The sequence below is a fragment of the Bordetella avium genome (genome assembly GCF_034424645.1).
In the GTDB taxonomy this organism is placed as follows: Bacteria; Pseudomonadota; Gammaproteobacteria; order Burkholderiales; family Burkholderiaceae_B; genus Bordetella; species Bordetella avium.
Genome location: NZ_CP139969.1, coordinates 15,341 through 31,992 on the forward strand (window position 1 = coordinate 15,341; position 16,652 = coordinate 31,992).

The following is a 16,652-nucleotide window of genomic DNA, read 5'->3' on the forward strand; positions in this document are numbered from 1 at the left end:
CCATTGCCCAAGCCCTCACCCAGATCGGTGGCCTATGCCGCCGCTTTCCCACGTAACGAGCAGCCCGAGGATCACGAGCGCCGCGTTTGTGACGAAGACGCCTCGTCTCCTAGAGCGGTGATTCAGTGCTGCGCGAAATGTTTGAAGCGACGGCCGCCGTCTTCACGGCGCGACTCCAGTTCGGTAACGCTTGCCGCAGGCGGGCCGCGCCGCATCCACTCCAGCATGTGATCGACCTGGTCGGGAGAGCCCTGCACCATGGCTTGTACGGTGCCGTTTTCCATGTTTTGCACCCAGCCCGTCACACCCAGCATATGGGCGCGGCGCACGGTGGCGTGGCGGTAGCCTACGCCCTGGACTTTGCCGTGGACGATGATGAACAGGGTTTCGATATTGGGGTCTTGCATCAGCAATTCCTCTGAGGCGCGATGAGTATCAGCGCATTATTATCGAGGCATAAGCCCCCGCTGGGCTGAACAATCGGCCGTGGGATCGCCGTCGTATACTTCCCTCGCTGCTGGGATGGCCCCGCAGACGTTTTTGCGGTGCGCCCAAGCCGCGCTTTTCCCCCTTTGCACTTATGAGCCAGAATCTCTCCACGATGACCTGCATCGAAGATTTGCGTGTCGTGGCGCAACGCCGTGTGCCGCGCATGTTCTACGACTACGCCGATTCCGGCGCCTGGACCGAGGGGACCTACCGGGCCAACGAGAGCGATTTCCAGAAGATCAAGCTGCGCCAGCGCGTGGCGGTGGACATGGAGGGCCGTTCGCTGGCCACTACGATGGCGGGTATGGACGTGAAGATGCCGGTGGCCCTGGCGCCCACGGGTCTGACGGGTATGCAGCACGCGGATGGCGAAATCCTGGCCGCCCAGGCGGCTGCCGAATTTGGCGTGCCCTTCACCTTGTCCACCATGAGCATCTGCTCGATCGAAGATGTGGCGCAGGCTACGCAAAAGCCCTTCTGGTTTCAGTTGTATGTGATGCGCGACCGGGAGTTCGCCGCCAATCTGATCGATCGCGCCAAGGCGGCGGGATGCTCGGCTCTGGTGCTGACGCTCGATCTGCAAATTCTCGGGCAGCGCCACAAAGACATCAAAAACGGTCTGTCGGCCCCGCCCAAGCCGACCTTGCGCAATCTGATGAACCTGGCGCTCAAACCGCGCTGGTGCATGGGCATGCTGGGCACCCGGCGGCGCACTTTTGGCAATATCGTCGGCCATGCCAAGGGCGTTAAAGATCTGTCTTCGCTGTCTTCCTGGACAGCAGAACAGTTTGATCCCCGATTGAGCTGGGATGATGTGGCCTGGATCAAGGAGCGCTGGGGCGGCAAGCTGATTCTCAAGGGCATTCTCGATGCCGAGGACGCGCGTGCGGCGCTGTCGTCCGGAGCGGATGCGCTGGTAGTCAGTAATCACGGTGGTCGTCAGCTCGATGGCGCCCTGTCCACTATCGAGGTGCTGCCGTCCATCGTGAGCGAAGTCGGCTCCCGCATGGAGGTCTGGCTTGATAGCGGCGTGCGTTCCGGCCAGGACGTGCTCAAGGCGGTGGCGTTGGGCGCACGCGGCACCATGATAGGCCGCGCCTTCTTGTACGGCCTGGGCGCCTATGGCCGGGCAGGCGTGACGCGCGCGCTGGAAATTATCTACAAAGAGGCCGACATCACGATGGCGCTGTGCGGTCGCAAGCATATTTCGCAGATCGACCACAGCATTCTGGTGCCCGGCAGCTATCCCACCTGATCGCGGCTTGGCGCAAAGATCGCAAAATCTGCAAAACGGGGGCGGCTAAGGTTGGGGTTCAGGAGCTGTGCATGAAACCGAGTACCCGATCGCAATACGCCGCCCGTCTTGAACCCGTGCTGCAGTGGCTGGCCCGTCACCCTCAGGCGACACCTGATTTGTATCGCCTGGCGGAACTGGCCTGTCTCTCGCCCTTTCATTTTCATCGTGTCTATCGGGCCTTGATGGGCGAGACGGTCAGCGACACCGCGCAGCGCATGCGCATGCAACGCGCTGCCCTCGAACTGACCCGAGGGCAGGATGATCTGAGCCGGGTCGCGCAACGCGCGGGTTATCAATCTCTGGCCTCGTTCACCCGCGCGTTCAGCGCGAGTTATGGCGCGCCGCCCGGACGGTATCGCGCACAGCACCTCCTGAAACGTTCAACCAGGGAGTCTGTCATGTATTCCGTCAATCTTGTTTCCTATCCCGGCCTGACGCTGACCGCCCTGCCTCACCAGGGCGATTACCAGCGCATAGGCGAGAGCTTCGACCGCCTGGCTTTGCTGGCCGTCAATCAGGGTTTGATTGCTCCGCATGCCGAGTCCGGCCCCTGGATCGGGGTCTATTACGACGATCCCCGACAGGTCGAGACCGGCCGATTGCGTTCCCATGCCTGCGTGGCGTCGATGGGCGCGCCAGGCGATCCGCTGCAAACACTGGTCATTCCCGCCATGCGCTGTGGCGTTGTGGAGTACCTGGGACCCTACACCGAGATTGACCATGCCTATGACTGGATGTTCTCGGAGTGGCTGCCCGCCAGCGGCGAAGAGCCGCTGGATTTCCCGATGTTCGAGGAATACGCCAACGACCCGAAGACAACACCAGCGGCAGCATTGCTGACACGCATTTATCTGCCATTGCGGGCCTGATCGGGCAAGGGGTTCGGCGGGACTCGCTGGGTGTCAGCGCTGAATCTGAAAATCCACGCTGTCGGGGCGTCCTGGCAGATGCAGGCTGGCGCGCGCCGGCGGTGTGGTGGCGATGATGCGGCCAGCGCGCAGCACGGCCAGGCGCGTGGCGCGCAGGCGCAGGGCCTCGACCGGGTCGCGGGCTTGCAGTAGCACCAGATCGGCGCGCTTGCCCACCTCCAGGCCGATATCCGTCAGGCCGAGGATAGCGGCCGGGGTGGTGGTCACGGCGTCAAAGCAGGCGCGCATGGCATCCCGCCCCGTCATTTGCGCGACATGCAGGCCCATGTGGGCCACTTCCAGCATGTCGCCGCTGCCCAGGCTGTACCAGGGGTCCATCACGCAATCGTGGCCGAAAGCCACCGGAATGCCGGCGGCCAGCAGTTCGGGCACGCGGGTCATGCCGCGGCGTTTGGGATAGCTGTCGTGACGGCCTTGCAGCGTGATGTTGATGAGCGGATTGGCAATGGCCGATACGCCGGCTTCGCGCATCAGGGGCAGTAGTTTGGACACGTAGTAGTTGTCCATCGAGTGCATCGATGACAGGTGTGAGCCCGTGACACGGCCTTGCAGGCCCAGGCGCTGGCTTTGGAAGGCCAGGCTTTCGATGTGGCGCGAGAGCGGGTCGTCGCTTTCGTCGCAGTGCATATCAACACGCAGACCGCGCTCGGCGGCCAGTTCACAGAGAATGCGCACCGATTCAGCGCCGTCGGCCATGGTGCGTTCAAAGTGGGGAATGCCGCCCACGACATCCACGCCCATGTCGAGCGCACGGGTCAGGTTGGCCAGTGCATTAGGCGAGCGCAGCAGTCCGTCCTGCGGAAAGGCCACCAGTTGCAGGTCCAGATAGGGTTTGACCCGTTCTCGCACGTTTAGCAGCGCCTCCACGGCCAGCAGCCGCGGATCGCAGACATCGACGTGGCTGCGGATGGCCAGCAGGCCGCGGGCGACGGCCCAGTCGCAATAGGCCATTGCACGTTCAACCAGCGCTTCCTGGGTGAGCAGCGGCTTGAGTTCCCCCCATAGCGCGATGCCTTCGAGCAGGGTGCCGGATTGGTTCACGCGCGGCAGTCCGTAGGACAGCGTCGAATCCATGTGGAAATGGGCATCCACAAACGGCGTGGTGACGAGCTGGCCGGCCGCGTCCAGGGTCTCGCCTGCATCGGCGGCCAGATTGGGGGCGATGGCCGCGATACGGCCGTTTTCGATGCCGATGTCCAGCGGACCGCGTCCGTCGGGGAGCATGGCATTGCGGATAATCAGATCAAACATGGGATGTCCTTGAAATCAACGCTCGCCCTTGCGATAGGGCTTCATCAGGGCCTGGGGATAAGCCGCACGGCGTGCGACAAGCACCAGCGCCAGTATCGAGAGAATGTAGGGCAGCATCAGGTAGAGCTGATATGGCAGCGCCGGCATGCCCGGTAGCGCGCCTTGTTGCAGCCGCAACTGAAGGGCGTCAAAGAGCGCGAAAACCAGCGCGCCGACCAGGGCTTTGCCAGGGCGCCAGGAGGCGAACACCACCAGGGCCACGCAGATCCATCCGCGGCCGTTGATCATGTTGAAAAAGAAGGCATTAAAGGCGGCCAGCGTCAGAAAGCTGCCAGCAACACCCATGAGCGCGGAGCCCGCCACGATGGCACCCATACGCAGCTTGACGACCGACAGCCCCTGCCCTTCTGCTGCCGCCGGGTTTTCGCCCACCATGCGCAGGGCCAGGCCCAGCGGTGTGCGGTTGAGCACCCAGGCGATGAGTGGCACGGCAATCAGCGCACCCAGTGTCATGGGGGTGAGGCCTGCCAGTACCGGACCGATGAGGGGCACGATGGCCAGCGATTTCATTTCGGCGAAGGGTACGATGGTCGGCGGTGTCTCGACTTTGGGAAAGCTGACGCGATAGGCGAAGTACGACAGACTGGTCGCCAGCATGGTGACACCCAGGCCCGATACGTGTTGCGACAGACCCAGCGGCACGGTCAGCACCGCATGCAGCAGACCGAAAACAGCACCGGCCAGCGCGGCGGCCAGCACACCCACATATAGGGGGGCGCCAAGATAAACCACCAGCCAGCCCGTGAAGGCGCCGATCGCCATGATGCCTTCGATGCCCAGGTTGAGCACGCCGGCGCGCTCACACATCAGCACGCCCAGCGTGCCGAGAATCAGCGGCGTTGCGAGCCGCAGCGTGGCAATCCAGAAACTGGCCGATCCCAGCAAATCCATCCATTCCATTGCGAGATCCTCAGGCGGGGTTGCGGCGCAGCCGGTATTGCGCGAAGAGCGTGGCCACCAGCATGGAAAGCAGCGAGGTGGCGACGATCACGTCGGCGATGTAGTTGGGCACGGCGATGGCGCGGCTCATGCTGTCGGCGCCGACCAGCATGCCGGCGACGAAGATGCTGGCGGCGATTACGCCCAGGGGGTGTAGTCCGGCCAGCATGGCCACGACCACACCGGTATAGCCATAGCCCGGCGACATATCGAGCGTGACATAGCCCGTACGGCCGGCAACTTCCAGTGCACCTGCCAGGCCGGCCAGCGCACCCGACAGAATGGCAGTGCCTAGCATGACGCGCGTGACAGGCAGGCCCAGAAAGCGCGCGGCATGGGTGTTGGCGCCAACGGCGCGCATCTGAAAACCGAACACGCTATAGCGGTTAAGCAGCCACAGGCCGACGGCCAGGCCAGCCGCCCACAGCAGGCCGGTATGGGCACGGGTGCGTTCGATGAGTTTGCCCAGCTCCAGATCGCCATTGAGCGCCACCGATTGGGGCCAGCCCATCGCCATCGGGTCTTTCATGGGGCCGTCCAGCATCATGGAGACGAACAGCAGCACGATGAAGTTACCTAGCAGCGTGGTGACGACCTCGTCCACGCCGAGACGGGACTTCAGCAGTGCCGGGATGAGCAACCAGGCCGCGCCTGCGGCAGCGGCGGCCAGCAGCATGCCGGCGAACAGCACCGGCGCCGGCAGGTCAAAGCCACTGCCGCCGTGCAGGCCGCCGACGGCCACGGCAGCCAGCGCCCCCAGGTAAAGCTGGCCTTCGGCCCCGATGTTGTAGAGGCGCGCCCGGAAAGCGACTGCGCAGGCCAGGCCGGTCAGCATCAGCGGGGTGGCCCGCGTGAGCGTTTCGGAAATAGCGAAACGGGAACCGAAAGCGCCGTCGAATAGCAGTACATAGGTGCGGCCAATGGGGGCGCCCGCCCAGGCCACCAGCAGGGTGCAGATCAGCAGCGTAAAGCCGATGGCCAGCAGCGGCGCGACCGCAAGAACGAAGCGGCTGGGTTCGGGGCGCCGCTCCAGGATAAGACTCATTTTGAAACTCCAGTCATGGCCAGCCCGACGGTGGCGGGGGTCCATTGATCTACCGGCTTGTCTGCGACCAGACGGCCCGCGCAGAGCACGGCGATGCGGTCGGCAAGCGCGAAGATTTCTTCCAGGTCTTCGGAGACCAGCAGGATGCCTGCGCCCCGTTCACGGGCTGCGAGCAGTTGTTCGCGCACATAGGCCACAGCGCCGATGTCCAGACCCCAGGTGGGCTGGTCGGCGACGATGAACCGCGGCTGGCGCGATAGCGCCCGGCCCAGGATCAACTTTTGCATATTGCCGCCCGACAGGCTGCGCGTGCGCACATCCAGCGAAGCGGCGCGCACATCGTATTGGCGTGCGATGTCAGCGGCGTGAGCGTGTGCGGCCCGCGCCCGGATCAGGCCGTAGCGGGCGAAGCGCGGATTATCGAGGTCTTCGACGATGGCGTTTTCCCACAGGGGGCTGTCGCCGATGACGCCTTCATGATGGCGGTCTTCGGGGATGCGGCCCACGCCTGCGGCGGTCCAGCCTGCCGGCGTGCGTGGCGCCAGGGCGCTTTCAGCGCCCAGACGGATCGTGCCGTCGGCGGGTTGGCGCAGACCGGTCAGCACGGACACCAGGGCTTGCTGGCCATTGCCGGCCACGCCTGCGATGGCGACGATTTCGTGTTGGTGCACGGTAAGGTCCAGCGCGTCGAGCAAGGGCACAGCGCTGTGCGAGGCCCGCACCGTGACCTGGGACAGGCGCAAGACGGGGGCGGCCTGGTCGCGTGCCGAGGCGGCCTCGGCGCGCGGCATGATGACCTTGCGGCCGACCATCAGCTCGGCCAGTTCAGCCGTATTGGTGTCGGCGGTGGCGCGTTCGGCGACTAGGCGGCCGGCGCGCAGCACGGCCACTCTGCGCGAGACGGCCATCACCTCATCCAGCTTGTGCGAAATGAAGATGACCGCCAGGCCTTGGGCGACAAAACCGCGAAGCGTGGCGAACAGGGCTTGCGCTTCCTGCGGCGTGAGCACGGCAGTGGGTTCGTCCAGAATGAGGATGCGGGCGCCGCGATACAGCGCCTTGAGAATTTCAACGCGCTGCTTTTCGCCGACCGACAGAGTGCCCACGCGGGCCTCCGGATCGACGCCCAGGCCGAAGCGCTCGCCGAGTTCGATCAGCTTGCGGCGTGCTTCGCGGCGCGCCGAAGCGAATCTCCAGAGGGACTCCGTGCCGACCATGACGTTGTCTAGCACCGTCATGTTGTCGGCCAGCGTGAAGTGCTGATGCACCATGCCGATGCCTGCCGCCAGCGCCGCATCGGGGCGTCCGGGTGGCAGGGGCTGGCCGAAGACTTCGATGTGTCCGGCATCGGCCACGTAGTGACCGAACAGGATGGAGACCAGGGTGGACTTGCCTGCGCCATTCTCGCCCAACAGGGCGAGCACCTCGCCCGCGTCCAGCGCGAGCGAGATGTCGTCATTGGCCGTCAGGCTGCCAAAGCGCTTGGTAATCCCTGTCAAGCGCAGAGCAGTGGCGGCTTGGTTCATTTGCTCGACTTGGGTTCGCTATCGACGACCTTCACGGTGAAGCTGCCGTCCAGGATGGACTTCTGGCGCGCCGCGACCTTGGCCATGATATCGGCGGGCACCTTGCCTTCAAAGGTGCCCAGCGGGGCCAGTTCGGAACCCTGATGCTTCATTAGCGAGTACTGACCGTAATCTTCGGCCTTGAAGTTGCCTGCCTTGACCGCAGTCAGGGCGTGGGCGATGGTCGGTTCCATATTCCACAGCGCCGTGGCCACCACGGTCTCGGGATATTGCGCCTGGGTGTTGACCACATTGCCGATGGCCAGCTTGCCACGTTCCTTGGCGGCATCCGACACGCCAAAACGTTCTGCGTAAAGCACGTCGGCGCCCTTATCGATCATGGCGAAGGCGGCTTCCTTGGCCTTCGGGGGATCAAACCAGGAGCCGATAAAGGTCACGGTGAAGCGCGCCTGCGGATTGATTTCCTGGGCGCCGGCCATGAAGGCCTGCATCAGGCGGTTGACCTCGGGGATGGGATAGCCGCCCACCAGACCGATCTGGCCGCTTTTGCTCATGCCGGCGGCGATCATGCCGGTCAGGTAAGCGGGTTCCTGGATGTAGTTATCGAAAACCGAGAAATTGGGCTGTTGCGGCTTACCCGAGGAGCCCATCAGAAAGCCGGTCTTGGGATAGTCTTTGGCGACTTTACGCGCAGCGGATTCGACGGCGAAGGCTTCACCCACGATCAGGTTGTTGCCTTGCTCTGCGTACTGGCGCAGCACACGCTCGTAGTCGGCATTGCCGACGCTTTCAGAGTAGACGTAATCAATGTCGCCCTTTTCTTTGGCGGCAGTCAGGGCCTTGTGAATGCGCGAAACCCATTGCTGTTCGACTGGCACCGTATAGATCGCTGCTACCTTGGGTTTGGCTGGCGTTTGGGCCTGAACCACGCTGCCGAACAAGGCGATGCTGGCGGCGAGGCCGAATTTGAGCAGGCTGCGACGCGCAGCGCCACGAAGCGATGATGTCATGTGATTTCCTAAGAGGATCGAGGCAGGAGAAGAAGCGCGTGCCGTTAACGTGCGCCTTCTCCTGACGAAGCAAGTTGTATGCCATTGCCGGGCCGCGCGAAATTCGGGCAAACCTCGGGCCGGACAGGCACTGCGGGAGGGAATTGTACGCACCACCGCGACGCCTTGCCTGCACCGGTATGGGGTGGCCGATCTGTGGACAGGGATGCGCACCGATTTGTCAGCGCGACGGCCTACACTTGCCCGATTGGCCGCCCATCGGGTGGCAGCCGGGTTTTGCCCTGTTCGCGCGCGCTTACCAGCCTCTCTTTAAATGGCGATGGCGGCGCCAGGGACGAGCGCCGGGTAATCCATGGACTTGGGAGAGGAGAATGCGGATTCTGGTATTGGGTGCGGGTGGCACCGGCGGGTATTTCGGCGGCCGAGCTTTTGAGGCGGGTGCCGATGTGAGTTTTCTGCTGCGTCCCGCCCGAGCGCAGACATTGCGCGCCGAAGGCCTGCGCATCAAGAGCCCGCTTGGCGACGCCACCCTGCATCCCACCGTGATCACGGCCGATGAACTGGGCAATGATTACGATGTGGTCATTCTGAGCTGCAAGGCCTATGACCTGGACAGCGCCATCGAGGCCATCCGTCCCGCCGTGGGCGAGCATACGGCGGTGCTGCCCATCATCAATGGTGTCTTGCAGTACGACATCCTGGATCGCGAGTTCGGTGCGCATCGCGTCTTGGGCGGTTTGTGCCAGATCAGTGCAATGCTGGGCCCTGACGGTGAGATCGTGCATATGGGGCCGCTAGCCAGCCTCGTGTTCGGAGAGCGTGCGGGCGAAACACGCAGCGCGCGCTGTATTGCGCTGGAGGCGGCCTTGGCCGGCGCCAACTTCTCTTGCCGACTGAGTGACGACATCTACGCGGATATCTGGGAGAAGTTCGTTTTCCTGACCTCGCTAGCCGCATCGACCTGTTTGATGCGCGGTTCGGTGGGCCAGATCTGTGCGACGCCCGAAGGCATCGGCTTCATGCGGGATTTGTTGCTTGAATCGCAGCGTGTGGCGGCCGCCAGCGGCCATTCCGTGCGCCCGAAGGCGGATGCCGCAGCCTTGAAGATACTGACCGATCCGACTCTGTCCATGACAGCGTCCATGTTTCGCGACCTGAGCCTGGGCTTGCGCGTCGAAAGTGACCATATCGTGGGAGATATGGCGCACCGGGGACGCATGCTCGGCGTCGATACGCCGTTGTTGCGTCTTGCCTACATGAATCTACAGGTCTATCAGGCGCGCCGGGGATGATTCCCTAGGGTACGGTAGCGATAGTGGCCACCGTAGCCGCTATCATCGCCCGGTTTCTCGTACACTGGCCTGCCAAGTTCCCGGGATTTCAGGCATGAAGCAGTTCAAGGCGTTGATGCGGGTCTGGATGGCCGGCATCCTCATGGTCACGGCGTGCGCGGCACAGGCGCAGAGTGTGCAGCAGAATAAGGATGTGGTGCAGGCATTCTTTCGCCTGATGTTCGAAGAACATCAGGTTGAAGAGGCGGTGTCGCGTTATGTGGATAGACAGTTTGTGCAGCACAACCCTTATCTGGAGTCGGGCAGCGCGCCGCTGGCGGAGTATTTCTCGCTCTACTTCGAGCAGAATCCGCAGGCCTCGGCCGAGATCAAACGCATGATCGCCGAGGGGGATCTCGTGGTGGTTCACAGCCTGTTGAAAGACGGGCCGGAAGACCGGGGTCAGGCGACGGTGGATATTTTTCGCCTGACGAATGGCAAGATCGTCGAGCACTGGGACGTAAGCCAGGAAATCCCCGAAAACCCCGCCAACACCAACGGCATGTTCTAAGCGCAGGGGCCCCTATGCAGCGCATTTATCTCGCCGGCTTCGATGTCTTTCGGGCCGACTCGATCTCGCATGGCGAGCGTCTCAAGGCCCTATGCCGCGAACATGGTTACGAAGGCCTCTACCCGCTGGATAATCAGGCGCCGGCCCATCTTGCCGGCCAGGCGCTCGCTGACTGGATTTACCGCCAGAACGTCACGCTGATCCGCCGCGCGGATCTGGTCATGGCCAATCTGAACCGTTTTCGCGGCGCCGAGCCCGACTCCGGCACGGCCTTCGAGGTGGGTTATGCCGTCGCTCTGGGCAAGCCGGTCTGGGCCTACACGGACGAGACCCATCCCTTGGTGCAGCAAGTGCCGGGGCAGCGCGCCGCCGATGGCAGATGGGTCGATGCACAGGGCTATACGGTCGAAGATTTCGGTCTGCCTCTAAACCTGATGCTGGCTTGCGGCGCGCGCTATGTGCAGGGCGACGCCCGAGCCTGCTTGCGCAGGATCGCCGCCGCCTAGCCAGGCGCTATCACGCGGCCAGGGCCGCCTCGTCGGCTTCGACGGCACCCGCTGTTTCGGCGCGCAAGTGCTCGGCCAATTCTGCAATGGTCAGCGCCACCAGTCCCTGGACCGCCGCGTAGTGCTCCAGCGCCGTGCCGCGCATCATAGTGCCGTCGGCATTCATCAGTTCGCACAGCACGCCGGCCGGGCGCAGGCCCGCCAGCCTGGCCAGATCCACCGAGCCCTCGGTGTGGCCCCGGCGCGTCAGCACTCCGCCCTCCTGGGCGCGCAAGGGGAATACATGGCCTGGGCTGACCACATCGCCAGCCTTGGCGTTGGGGGCGATGGCGGCGCGGATGGTGGTGACGCGGTCCACGGCGGATACGCCCGTGGACACGCCGCTGGCGGCTTCGATGGATACGGTAAAGGCAGTGGCGTAGCGGCTTTGGTTGCGTGGCACCATCGGCGCCAGTTGCAGCGTATCCAGGATGTCGCCCGGCAGGCAGACGCAGACGATGCCGCTGCCATCGCGGATCAATTGGGCCATGACCGGCACGGTCAGTTTGTCGGCCGCGACGATGAGATCGGCTTCGTTCTCACGGTCGAAGTCATCCATGAGGATGACGGGACGGCCCAGGCGCAGATGATGCAGGGCGCGTTCCAGCCGCATGGGGAAGGGCTGGGCGAATAAGGGGGAAAGATTCTGATTGGACATTGAAACGCTCTCGCTAAAGGAATGGGCGAAAAACGTTTCAGGGCTACGACAGCCAAACGCAATACCGCCTGGGCGCTGCGCCCAAACGGGTTGTGCTGGCACATCTTCTTCCATCCGGACTATGACCGTCGGCTCTGGCTTCGTACCAGATCTGCTGACCCCGGCTTAAAGCCGGGCGCTTGCGGGCTCACCGCATTGCGCGGCATACCGCCGGTGGGGAGTTTCGCCCCGCCCTGAAGACGTACTGCAAGGCCGTGTCTGTGACACGGCGAGGCAAATTGTACGCCTGAGCGGTGAACTGCTGGGAAATAAGCTTACGCCCGACTGACGGCGTTGTCCGGGTCAGGCCTTGGAGGCGGGCGCCAGCGGCGTTTTCGGGGCTTTCTTTTTCTTGGGCAGCGCCAGCATGGTGCCGCGGCAGTTTTCGGTGCCGCACAGGCAGCGGTAACCTTCTTTCAGGGCCTTGGTGATACGGCCATCGAGCACCAGGCCGTAGTCATAGACCAGCTCCTGGCCGCGCGGGATGTCGCACAGCGCCACGATGTACACGCGCTTGCCGTGGCTGCCTTCCTGGGCTTCGCAATTGGGCGTGCAGGAATGGTTGATCCAGCGTGCGTCATTACCCTGGTCGCCGCCGTCGATGACTTTGCCCGAACTCAGTGCGAAGAAAAAAGTGTGGAAAGGATCGTCCGGGTTGGTGGGGTGCCGCCTGTCGGCCTCGGCCGCGCTGATGCGTTTGCCGCCATACTCGATGATGCGGGTGCCGGCCGGGATTTTGCGCGCGGCGAATACGCCCGTGCCGTGCAGCTTGGAGCGGCGCACGGCATACCAGGGTTTTGCGGTGTCGGTGGTCATGGGAGAGGCTTCAAACGAGAGGCTTCAAACAGGGGCTGCAGCCTGCGGCAAAAGGCTGCGCGTCATTATATCGGCCGACGCCCGACAGGCGTATAGTGACGCGCGCACTCTTCCTTGTCTGGCTGCTTCATGATTGTCCGCCCTCGCCCCTCTGCTCTGACCTTGCTTTTCATTCTGCGCGGCTCGATCCTGCCGCGCATCGCTGGCAAATTACTCTTCATGATCGGCCTGTCTTGCATTGTTGCGGCCGTCTATGATGCGGGCGATTTTTCGCCGGGACATCTGGGGGCGGTGCCCTTCTCGCTGTTCGGCCTGGCGCTTTCGGTGTTTCTCGGTTTTCGCAACAACGTCTGTTACGACCGCTGGTGGGAGGCGCGCAAGCAATGGGGTGAGCTGATCGTGCAGTTGCGCGCATTGGCGCGCGAAACCACCGTGTTGTGGGGCGAAAGCCGGCCCGTGCGCGATGAGGACGTATGCCGCCAGGTGCGGCGTATGGTGGCATTTCCGCATGCGCTGGCGGCGCGATTGCGCGATGAGGATGGACGGGCCGCCCTGTCACCCTGGCTCGATGCCGAGGATATGCGCGCGCTCGACGGCCGCGCGAATCTGGCCGATGCGCTGCTGGCTTTGCTCACCAAGGATTATCGCAAGGCCCAGCTCGCCGGCCGCTTTGGCGAGGTGGTGTATCAAGGGCTGGTGGCGCGCCTGGCCATTTGCGGCGCGGCGCAGGCCGCCTGCGAACGCATCAAGTTCACCCCGACGCCCTTTGCTTACTCCCTCTTGGTGCACCGTACTGCCTGGCTGTTCTGTCTTCTCCTGCCTTTCAGCCTGGTCGCGACGATGGGCCTGTTTATGCCATTGGCGGTGGCCATCATCGCCTATACCTTTTTCGGCCTGGACGCGGTGGGCGACGAGCTGGAAGATCCCTTCGGCCTGGCCGACAACGATTTGCCCCTGAATGCCATGGCGCGTCAGGTGGCCATCGACCTCCTCGATGGTTTGGGCGCAAGCGAGCTGCCTGCTCCGATGACCCCGCAGCGCTACCGGCTGGATTGAGGGTCGGCCGGCGTCAGTGGCAAACGGCTTTCTTTCAGGCTGCGCAGCACAAAGCCGGATTTGCTGTGCCGGATGCCCGGGATGCGATAGAGGCGTTCGCGCAGCAGGCGCTCGTAGTCGCGTGTGTCGCGCACGGCGATGCGGATGTAATAGTCGTAGTCGCCGGACACCAGAAAGGCCTCCAGCACCTCAGGTATGTCGGCCAGCGCCCGCCCGAATTCGTAGAGGGTTTCTTCGCTGTGGCTCTCCAGCGTGACATGGACGATCACGGTGTCGGTATAGCCCAGCTTGGCCGGGTCCAGGTCAACCGTATAGCCTCGAATGACGCCCGCGCTTTCCATGCGCTTGATGCGGTTCCAGCAGGGGGTGGATGACAGACCCACAGCCTGGCCGATCTCGGCCAGGCTGGCCCGGGCGTTGTCCTGCAACACCTTTAAAATCGCCAGGTCAAATTTATCGAGATTCATTTTCTTCTAATTGTGGATAGGAAAGATAAATTTACTGCTTATCCTGGAAGTTTGCGGAAAAGAAGATAAAAATTCTGCATGAACTCCCCTAAGATGTTCAGCATGAATGACCGCCTCCACGCCCAGGCCCTCGCGGCCCTCGATCCTGTTGACACTCTTCCCGCCGCCGCCCTGGCCGGCAATGGCGCGCAGATTCTGCTGCAAACCTTGATTGATCTGGGGGTGGACACCGTATTTGGTTATCCGGGCGGCGCGGTGCTGCCGCTTTATGATGCCCTGCACGCCGAGCCGCGTCTGCGCCATGTGCTGGTGCGCCACGAGCAGGCCGCCGTGCATGCCGCCGAAGGCTATGCGCGCAGCACCGGCCGTCCCGGTGTGGTGTTCGTGACGTCCGGGCCCGGCATGGCCAACACCACCTCGGGTCTGCTGGACGCCATGTGCGACTCCATCCCGGTGCTTTGCGTGAGTGGCCAGGTCGCCACCTGCGCCATCGGCACCGATGCTTTCCAGGAGTGTGACGCCATCGGCATTTCGCGTCCGGTCACCAAATGGAATGCCCAGATACGGCGCTGCCAAGACGTGGCTGATGTGGTGGCCCGCGCGTTCACCCTGACACGCCAGGGCCGTCCGGGCCCGGTGCTGGTAGATTTTCCCAAAGATGTGCAGTTGGCGCGGCCCTGCCCCGACCATATTGAATCCGCCACCGCTGCGCTCGCCGCCTCACGCGCACGGCGTCAGACCAGCAGGACGGCGCTGCGCCTGCCCGCCGGCGCCTTGCGCCGCGCCGCAGCCATGATTGCCCAGGCCCGTCGGCCAGTTTTCTACGGTGGTGGCGGCCTGATCAATTCCGGCGCCCAAGCCTGCGCGGCGTTTACCGAGCTGGTGCGTCGTACCGGCGCGCCCTGCACGCTTACGCTGATGGGTTTGGGGGCGTTCCCGGCCTCCGATCCGCAATTCCTGGGCATGCTGGGCATGCACGGCACGCTGGAGGCCAATCTGGCCATGCACGAGGCCGATCTGGTGATCTGCATCGGCGCCCGCTTCGATGACCGCATCACCGGCAAGCTTTCCGAGTTCTGCCCTCATGCGCGCAAGATCCATCTCGATATCGACCCGACCTCGATCAACAAGGTGGTGCGTGTCGATGCGGCTCTGGTGGGTGACTGTCTTCCCATGCTGGAGGCCCTGAGCGCCGAATTGCGCGAGACGCCCGCCGCGCAGCTGGCTGGCTGGTGGTCCCGCATCGAGAGGTGGCGTGCACGGGATTGCCTGGCCTGGCAGGCGCAGGGCGACGCCATCTTGCCGCAGCAACTGATGTCGCGTCTGAACGCCGCGCTGGCCAGCCACGACGCCATTGTGTCTACCGATGTGGGCCAGCATCAGATGTGGGCGGCGCAGTATCTGCGCTTTGACCGGCCGGGCCGCTGGTTGACGTCGGGCGGCGCCGGCACCATGGGTTACGGTCTGCCGGCTGCCATTGGCGCCCAGATCGCGCATCCCGATAAAACCGTCGTGTGCGTGAGCGGCGACGCCTCGGTGTTGATGAATATTCAGGAGCTGTCCACGGCCATGCAGCATCGCGCACCGGTCAAGGTCGTGCTGTGCAATAACGGCTATATGGGCATGGTGCGCCAGTGGCAGGAGCTGATACACGGCGGGCGCTATAGCCACAGCTATAACGCGTCGCTGCCGGATTTCGTGGCGCTGGCGCGCGCCTTTGGCTGGGGCTCGGCCAGGGTCGAGCATCCCGATGAACTCGATGCTGCGCTGGCGCAATGCCTGGCGCATGACGGGCCCTTTTTCCTGGACGTCACGGTAGCCGCCCAGGAAAACTGCTTCCCCATGATGCCTGCCGGAGAGGGCCACCATCGCATGATGCTGGCCGCCGGCAAGTGGTTTGAGGAGTAAGGCGCGGCCTTACACGCAGCGTCCGCCGTCAACTTCCAGGCAGGTGCCTGTGATGAAGGCGGCTTCATCTGAGGCCAGATAAAGGCAGGCGTTGGCGATATCCTCCGGGGTCGAGAACCGGCCCAGCGGGATGGATGCCAGGAAGCGCTGGCGGTTTTCCGGGGTGTCGGGCACACCCATGAAGTCCGACAGCAGGCCTGTCGCGCCGATGACCGGATTGACGCAATTCACGCGGATGTTGTCCGGGCCCAGTTCGGCGGCCATGGACTTGCTGGTCGTGACGACCGCGCCTTTGCTGCCGTTATACCAGGTGAGGCCCGGGCGCGGACGGATCGCGGCGGTCGAGGCGATGTTGATAAAAGAGCCGCCGCCATGGGCGCGGAAGTGCGGCACCATGTGCTTGGCGGTCAGGAAGATGCTTTTGACGTTGATCGCATAAATGCGGTCGAACTCCTCCTCCTCGACTTCGAGCAAGGGGCGGTTGCGGTGCGTGGTGCCTGCATTATTGACCACCGTGGTCAGCCCGCCGAAAGCCTTGAGCGTGGTGGCCAGCAGCGCGGCGATATCGTCGCTGCGCGACACATCGGCCCGCGCAAAAATGGCGTTGCCGCCCGCGCTCTTGATGGCCTCGGCTACACGCTGGCCGCCGGCCTCATTGATGTCGGCTACGACGACGTTGGCGCCCTCTCGTGCGAAAGCCACAGCGATACCCTCGCCGAATCCCGAGCCTGCGCCCGTCACGATGGCGGTCTTTCCTTGCAAACGCATGATGTGT

The 16,652-nt window shown here is 63.6% G+C and carries 17 protein-coding genes and 1 riboswitch; of the genes, 7 read left to right on the top strand and 10 right to left on the bottom strand.

Annotated features, from left to right (window positions below; translation table 11 throughout):
• Positions 1–122 precede the first annotated feature (122 nt).
• Positions 123–407, bottom strand: coding sequence for an acylphosphatase (locus tag U0029_RS00055; RefSeq protein WP_012419038.1), 285 nt, complete (start codon positions 405–407; stop codon positions 123–125).
• 173 nt (positions 408–580) lie between these two features.
• On the opposite strand from U0029_RS00055, the gene U0029_RS00060 reads away from it, so the two are divergent.
• Together U0029_RS00060 and U0029_RS00065 are read left to right on the top strand one after the other, a co-directional pair.
• Positions 581–1,744, top strand: a complete 1,164-nt coding sequence (locus U0029_RS00060; protein ID WP_114852130.1) for an alpha-hydroxy acid oxidase — start codon at positions 581–583, stop codon at positions 1,742–1,744.
• Between the two features lie 71 nt (positions 1,745–1,815).
• Positions 1,816–2,655: an AraC family transcriptional regulator gene (locus U0029_RS00065; RefSeq protein ID WP_114852129.1), complete on the top strand. Its 840-nt coding sequence runs from the start codon at positions 1,816–1,818 to the stop codon at positions 2,653–2,655.
• A gap of 33 nt (positions 2,656–2,688) precedes the next feature.
• On the opposite strand, the gene U0029_RS00070 is transcribed toward U0029_RS00065, so the two are convergent.
• The 5 genes from U0029_RS00070 to U0029_RS00090 are packed head-to-tail and all read right to left on the bottom strand — an operon-like array spanning position 2,689 to position 8,546.
• Complete coding sequence (locus U0029_RS00070; protein ID WP_114852128.1) at positions 2,689–3,966, bottom strand: amidohydrolase family protein; 1,278 nt, start codon at positions 3,964–3,966, stop codon at positions 2,689–2,691.
• A gap of 15 nt (positions 3,967–3,981) precedes the next feature.
• Entirely contained in the window at positions 3,982–4,926 is a 945-nt protein-coding gene (locus tag U0029_RS00075; protein ID WP_012419034.1) for an ABC transporter permease, read from the bottom strand.
• A gap of 10 nt (positions 4,927–4,936) precedes the next feature.
• Positions 4,937–6,010 carry an ABC transporter permease gene (locus U0029_RS00080; protein ID WP_012419033.1) on the bottom strand — a complete coding sequence of 358 codons (1,074 nt, stop codon included), beginning with the start codon at positions 6,008–6,010 and terminating at the stop codon, positions 4,937–4,939.
• Positions 6,007–7,536, bottom strand: coding sequence for an ABC transporter ATP-binding protein (locus U0029_RS00085; protein WP_012419032.1), 1,530 nt, complete (start codon positions 7,534–7,536; stop codon positions 6,007–6,009). Before U0029_RS00085 ends, U0029_RS00080 begins: the two co-directional genes overlap by 4 nt.
• Positions 7,533–8,546, bottom strand: coding sequence for a BMP family protein (locus U0029_RS00090; protein WP_012419031.1), 1,014 nt, complete (start codon positions 8,544–8,546; stop codon positions 7,533–7,535). Before U0029_RS00090 ends, U0029_RS00085 begins: the two co-directional genes overlap by 4 nt.
• 371 nt (positions 8,547–8,917) lie before the next feature.
• Between U0029_RS00090 and panE the strand changes: the two genes are divergently transcribed.
• The 3 genes from panE (at position 8,918) to U0029_RS00105 (ending at position 10,894) form a co-directional block, all read left to right on the top strand.
• On the top strand, positions 8,918–9,838 hold the full coding sequence (panE, locus tag U0029_RS00095; protein WP_012419030.1) for a 2-dehydropantoate 2-reductase: 921 nt from the start codon (positions 8,918–8,920) through the stop codon (positions 9,836–9,838).
• Positions 9,839–9,932: 94 nt separating this feature from the next.
• The gene (locus U0029_RS00100) at positions 9,933–10,388 is read left to right on the top strand and encodes a nuclear transport factor 2 family protein (protein WP_012419029.1); all 456 of its coding nucleotides are present in this window, start codon (positions 9,933–9,935) and stop codon (positions 10,386–10,388) included.
• Between the two features lie 14 nt (positions 10,389–10,402).
• Positions 10,403–10,894, top strand: a complete 492-nt coding sequence (locus U0029_RS00105) for a nucleoside 2-deoxyribosyltransferase (RefSeq protein ID WP_012419028.1) — start codon at positions 10,403–10,405, stop codon at positions 10,892–10,894.
• A 10-nt stretch (positions 10,895–10,904) separates the two neighbouring features.
• Here U0029_RS00105 and ribB read toward each other — a convergent pair whose 3' ends face one another.
• Both ribB and U0029_RS00115 read right to left on the bottom strand, forming a co-directional pair.
• On the bottom strand, positions 10,905–11,591 hold the full coding sequence (gene ribB / locus U0029_RS00110; RefSeq protein WP_012419027.1) for a 3,4-dihydroxy-2-butanone-4-phosphate synthase: 687 nt from the start codon (positions 11,589–11,591) through the stop codon (positions 10,905–10,907).
• Positions 11,592–11,689: 98 nt separating this feature from the next.
• A riboswitch (FMN riboswitch) is annotated at positions 11,690–11,836 on the bottom strand.
• Positions 11,837–11,933: 97 nt separating this feature from the next.
• Complete coding sequence (locus U0029_RS00115; protein ID WP_012419026.1) at positions 11,934–12,446, bottom strand: SET domain-containing protein; 513 nt, start codon at positions 12,444–12,446, stop codon at positions 11,934–11,936.
• Between the two features lie 129 nt (positions 12,447–12,575).
• On the opposite strand from U0029_RS00115, the gene U0029_RS00120 reads away from it, so the two are divergent.
• Positions 12,576–13,502, top strand: a complete 927-nt coding sequence (locus U0029_RS00120; RefSeq protein ID WP_012419025.1) for a bestrophin family protein — start codon at positions 12,576–12,578, stop codon at positions 13,500–13,502.
• Here U0029_RS00120 and U0029_RS00125 read toward each other — a convergent pair.
• Positions 13,487–13,969 (bottom strand): Lrp/AsnC family transcriptional regulator, encoded by a 483-nt coding sequence (locus U0029_RS00125; protein WP_012419024.1) that lies wholly within the window; start codon positions 13,967–13,969, stop codon positions 13,487–13,489. The two genes, U0029_RS00120 and U0029_RS00125, sit on opposite strands and share 16 nt — an antisense overlap.
• A gap of 93 nt (positions 13,970–14,062) precedes the next feature.
• Here U0029_RS00125 and ilvB point away from each other — a divergent pair, with 93 nt between their 5' ends.
• Positions 14,063–15,877, top strand: a complete 1,815-nt coding sequence (gene ilvB, locus U0029_RS00130) for a biosynthetic-type acetolactate synthase large subunit (protein ID WP_012419023.1) — start codon at positions 14,063–14,065, stop codon at positions 15,875–15,877.
• Between the two features lie 9 nt (positions 15,878–15,886).
• On the opposite strand, the gene U0029_RS00135 is transcribed toward ilvB, so the two are convergent.
• Positions 15,887–16,645 carry an SDR family oxidoreductase gene (locus tag U0029_RS00135; protein WP_012419022.1) on the bottom strand — a complete coding sequence of 253 codons (759 nt, stop codon included), beginning with the start codon at positions 16,643–16,645 and terminating at the stop codon, positions 15,887–15,889.
• Positions 16,646–16,652: the final 7 nt, after the last annotated feature.

Excerpts from the sequence above, each read along its gene's own strand:
- U0029_RS00055 (WP_012419038.1), bottom strand. The coding sequence starts at position 407 with ATGCAAGACCCCAATATCGAAACCCTGTTCATCATCGTCCACGGCAAA.
- U0029_RS00060 (WP_114852130.1), top strand. The coding sequence starts at position 581 with ATGAGCCAGAATCTCTCCACGATGACCTGCATCGAAGATTTGCGTGTC.
- U0029_RS00065 (WP_114852129.1), top strand. The coding sequence starts at position 1,816 with ATGAAACCGAGTACCCGATCGCAATACGCCGCCCGTCTTGAACCCGTG.
- U0029_RS00070 (WP_114852128.1), bottom strand. The coding sequence starts at position 3,966 with ATGTTTGATCTGATTATCCGCAATGCCATGCTCCCCGACGGACGCGGT.
- U0029_RS00075 (WP_012419034.1), bottom strand. The coding sequence starts at position 4,926 with ATGGAATGGATGGATTTGCTGGGATCGGCCAGTTTCTGGATTGCCACG.
- U0029_RS00080 (WP_012419033.1), bottom strand. The coding sequence starts at position 6,010 with ATGAGTCTTATCCTGGAGCGGCGCCCCGAACCCAGCCGCTTCGTTCTT.
- U0029_RS00085 (WP_012419032.1), bottom strand. The coding sequence starts at position 7,536 with ATGAACCAAGCCGCCACTGCTCTGCGCTTGACAGGGATTACCAAGCGC.
- U0029_RS00090 (WP_012419031.1), bottom strand. The coding sequence starts at position 8,546 with ATGACATCATCGCTTCGTGGCGCTGCGCGTCGCAGCCTGCTCAAATTC.
- panE (WP_012419030.1), top strand. The coding sequence starts at position 8,918 with ATGCGGATTCTGGTATTGGGTGCGGGTGGCACCGGCGGGTATTTCGGC.
- U0029_RS00100 (WP_012419029.1), top strand. The coding sequence starts at position 9,933 with ATGAAGCAGTTCAAGGCGTTGATGCGGGTCTGGATGGCCGGCATCCTC.
- U0029_RS00105 (WP_012419028.1), top strand. The coding sequence starts at position 10,403 with ATGCAGCGCATTTATCTCGCCGGCTTCGATGTCTTTCGGGCCGACTCG.
- ribB (WP_012419027.1), bottom strand. The coding sequence starts at position 11,591 with ATGTCCAATCAGAATCTTTCCCCCTTATTCGCCCAGCCCTTCCCCATG.
- U0029_RS00115 (WP_012419026.1), bottom strand. The coding sequence starts at position 12,446 with ATGACCACCGACACCGCAAAACCCTGGTATGCCGTGCGCCGCTCCAAG.
- U0029_RS00120 (WP_012419025.1), top strand. The coding sequence starts at position 12,576 with ATGATTGTCCGCCCTCGCCCCTCTGCTCTGACCTTGCTTTTCATTCTG.
- U0029_RS00125 (WP_012419024.1), bottom strand. The coding sequence starts at position 13,969 with ATGAATCTCGATAAATTTGACCTGGCGATTTTAAAGGTGTTGCAGGAC.
- ilvB (WP_012419023.1), top strand. The coding sequence starts at position 14,063 with ATGTTCAGCATGAATGACCGCCTCCACGCCCAGGCCCTCGCGGCCCTC.
- U0029_RS00135 (WP_012419022.1), bottom strand. The coding sequence starts at position 16,645 with ATGCGTTTGCAAGGAAAGACCGCCATCGTGACGGGCGCAGGCTCGGGA.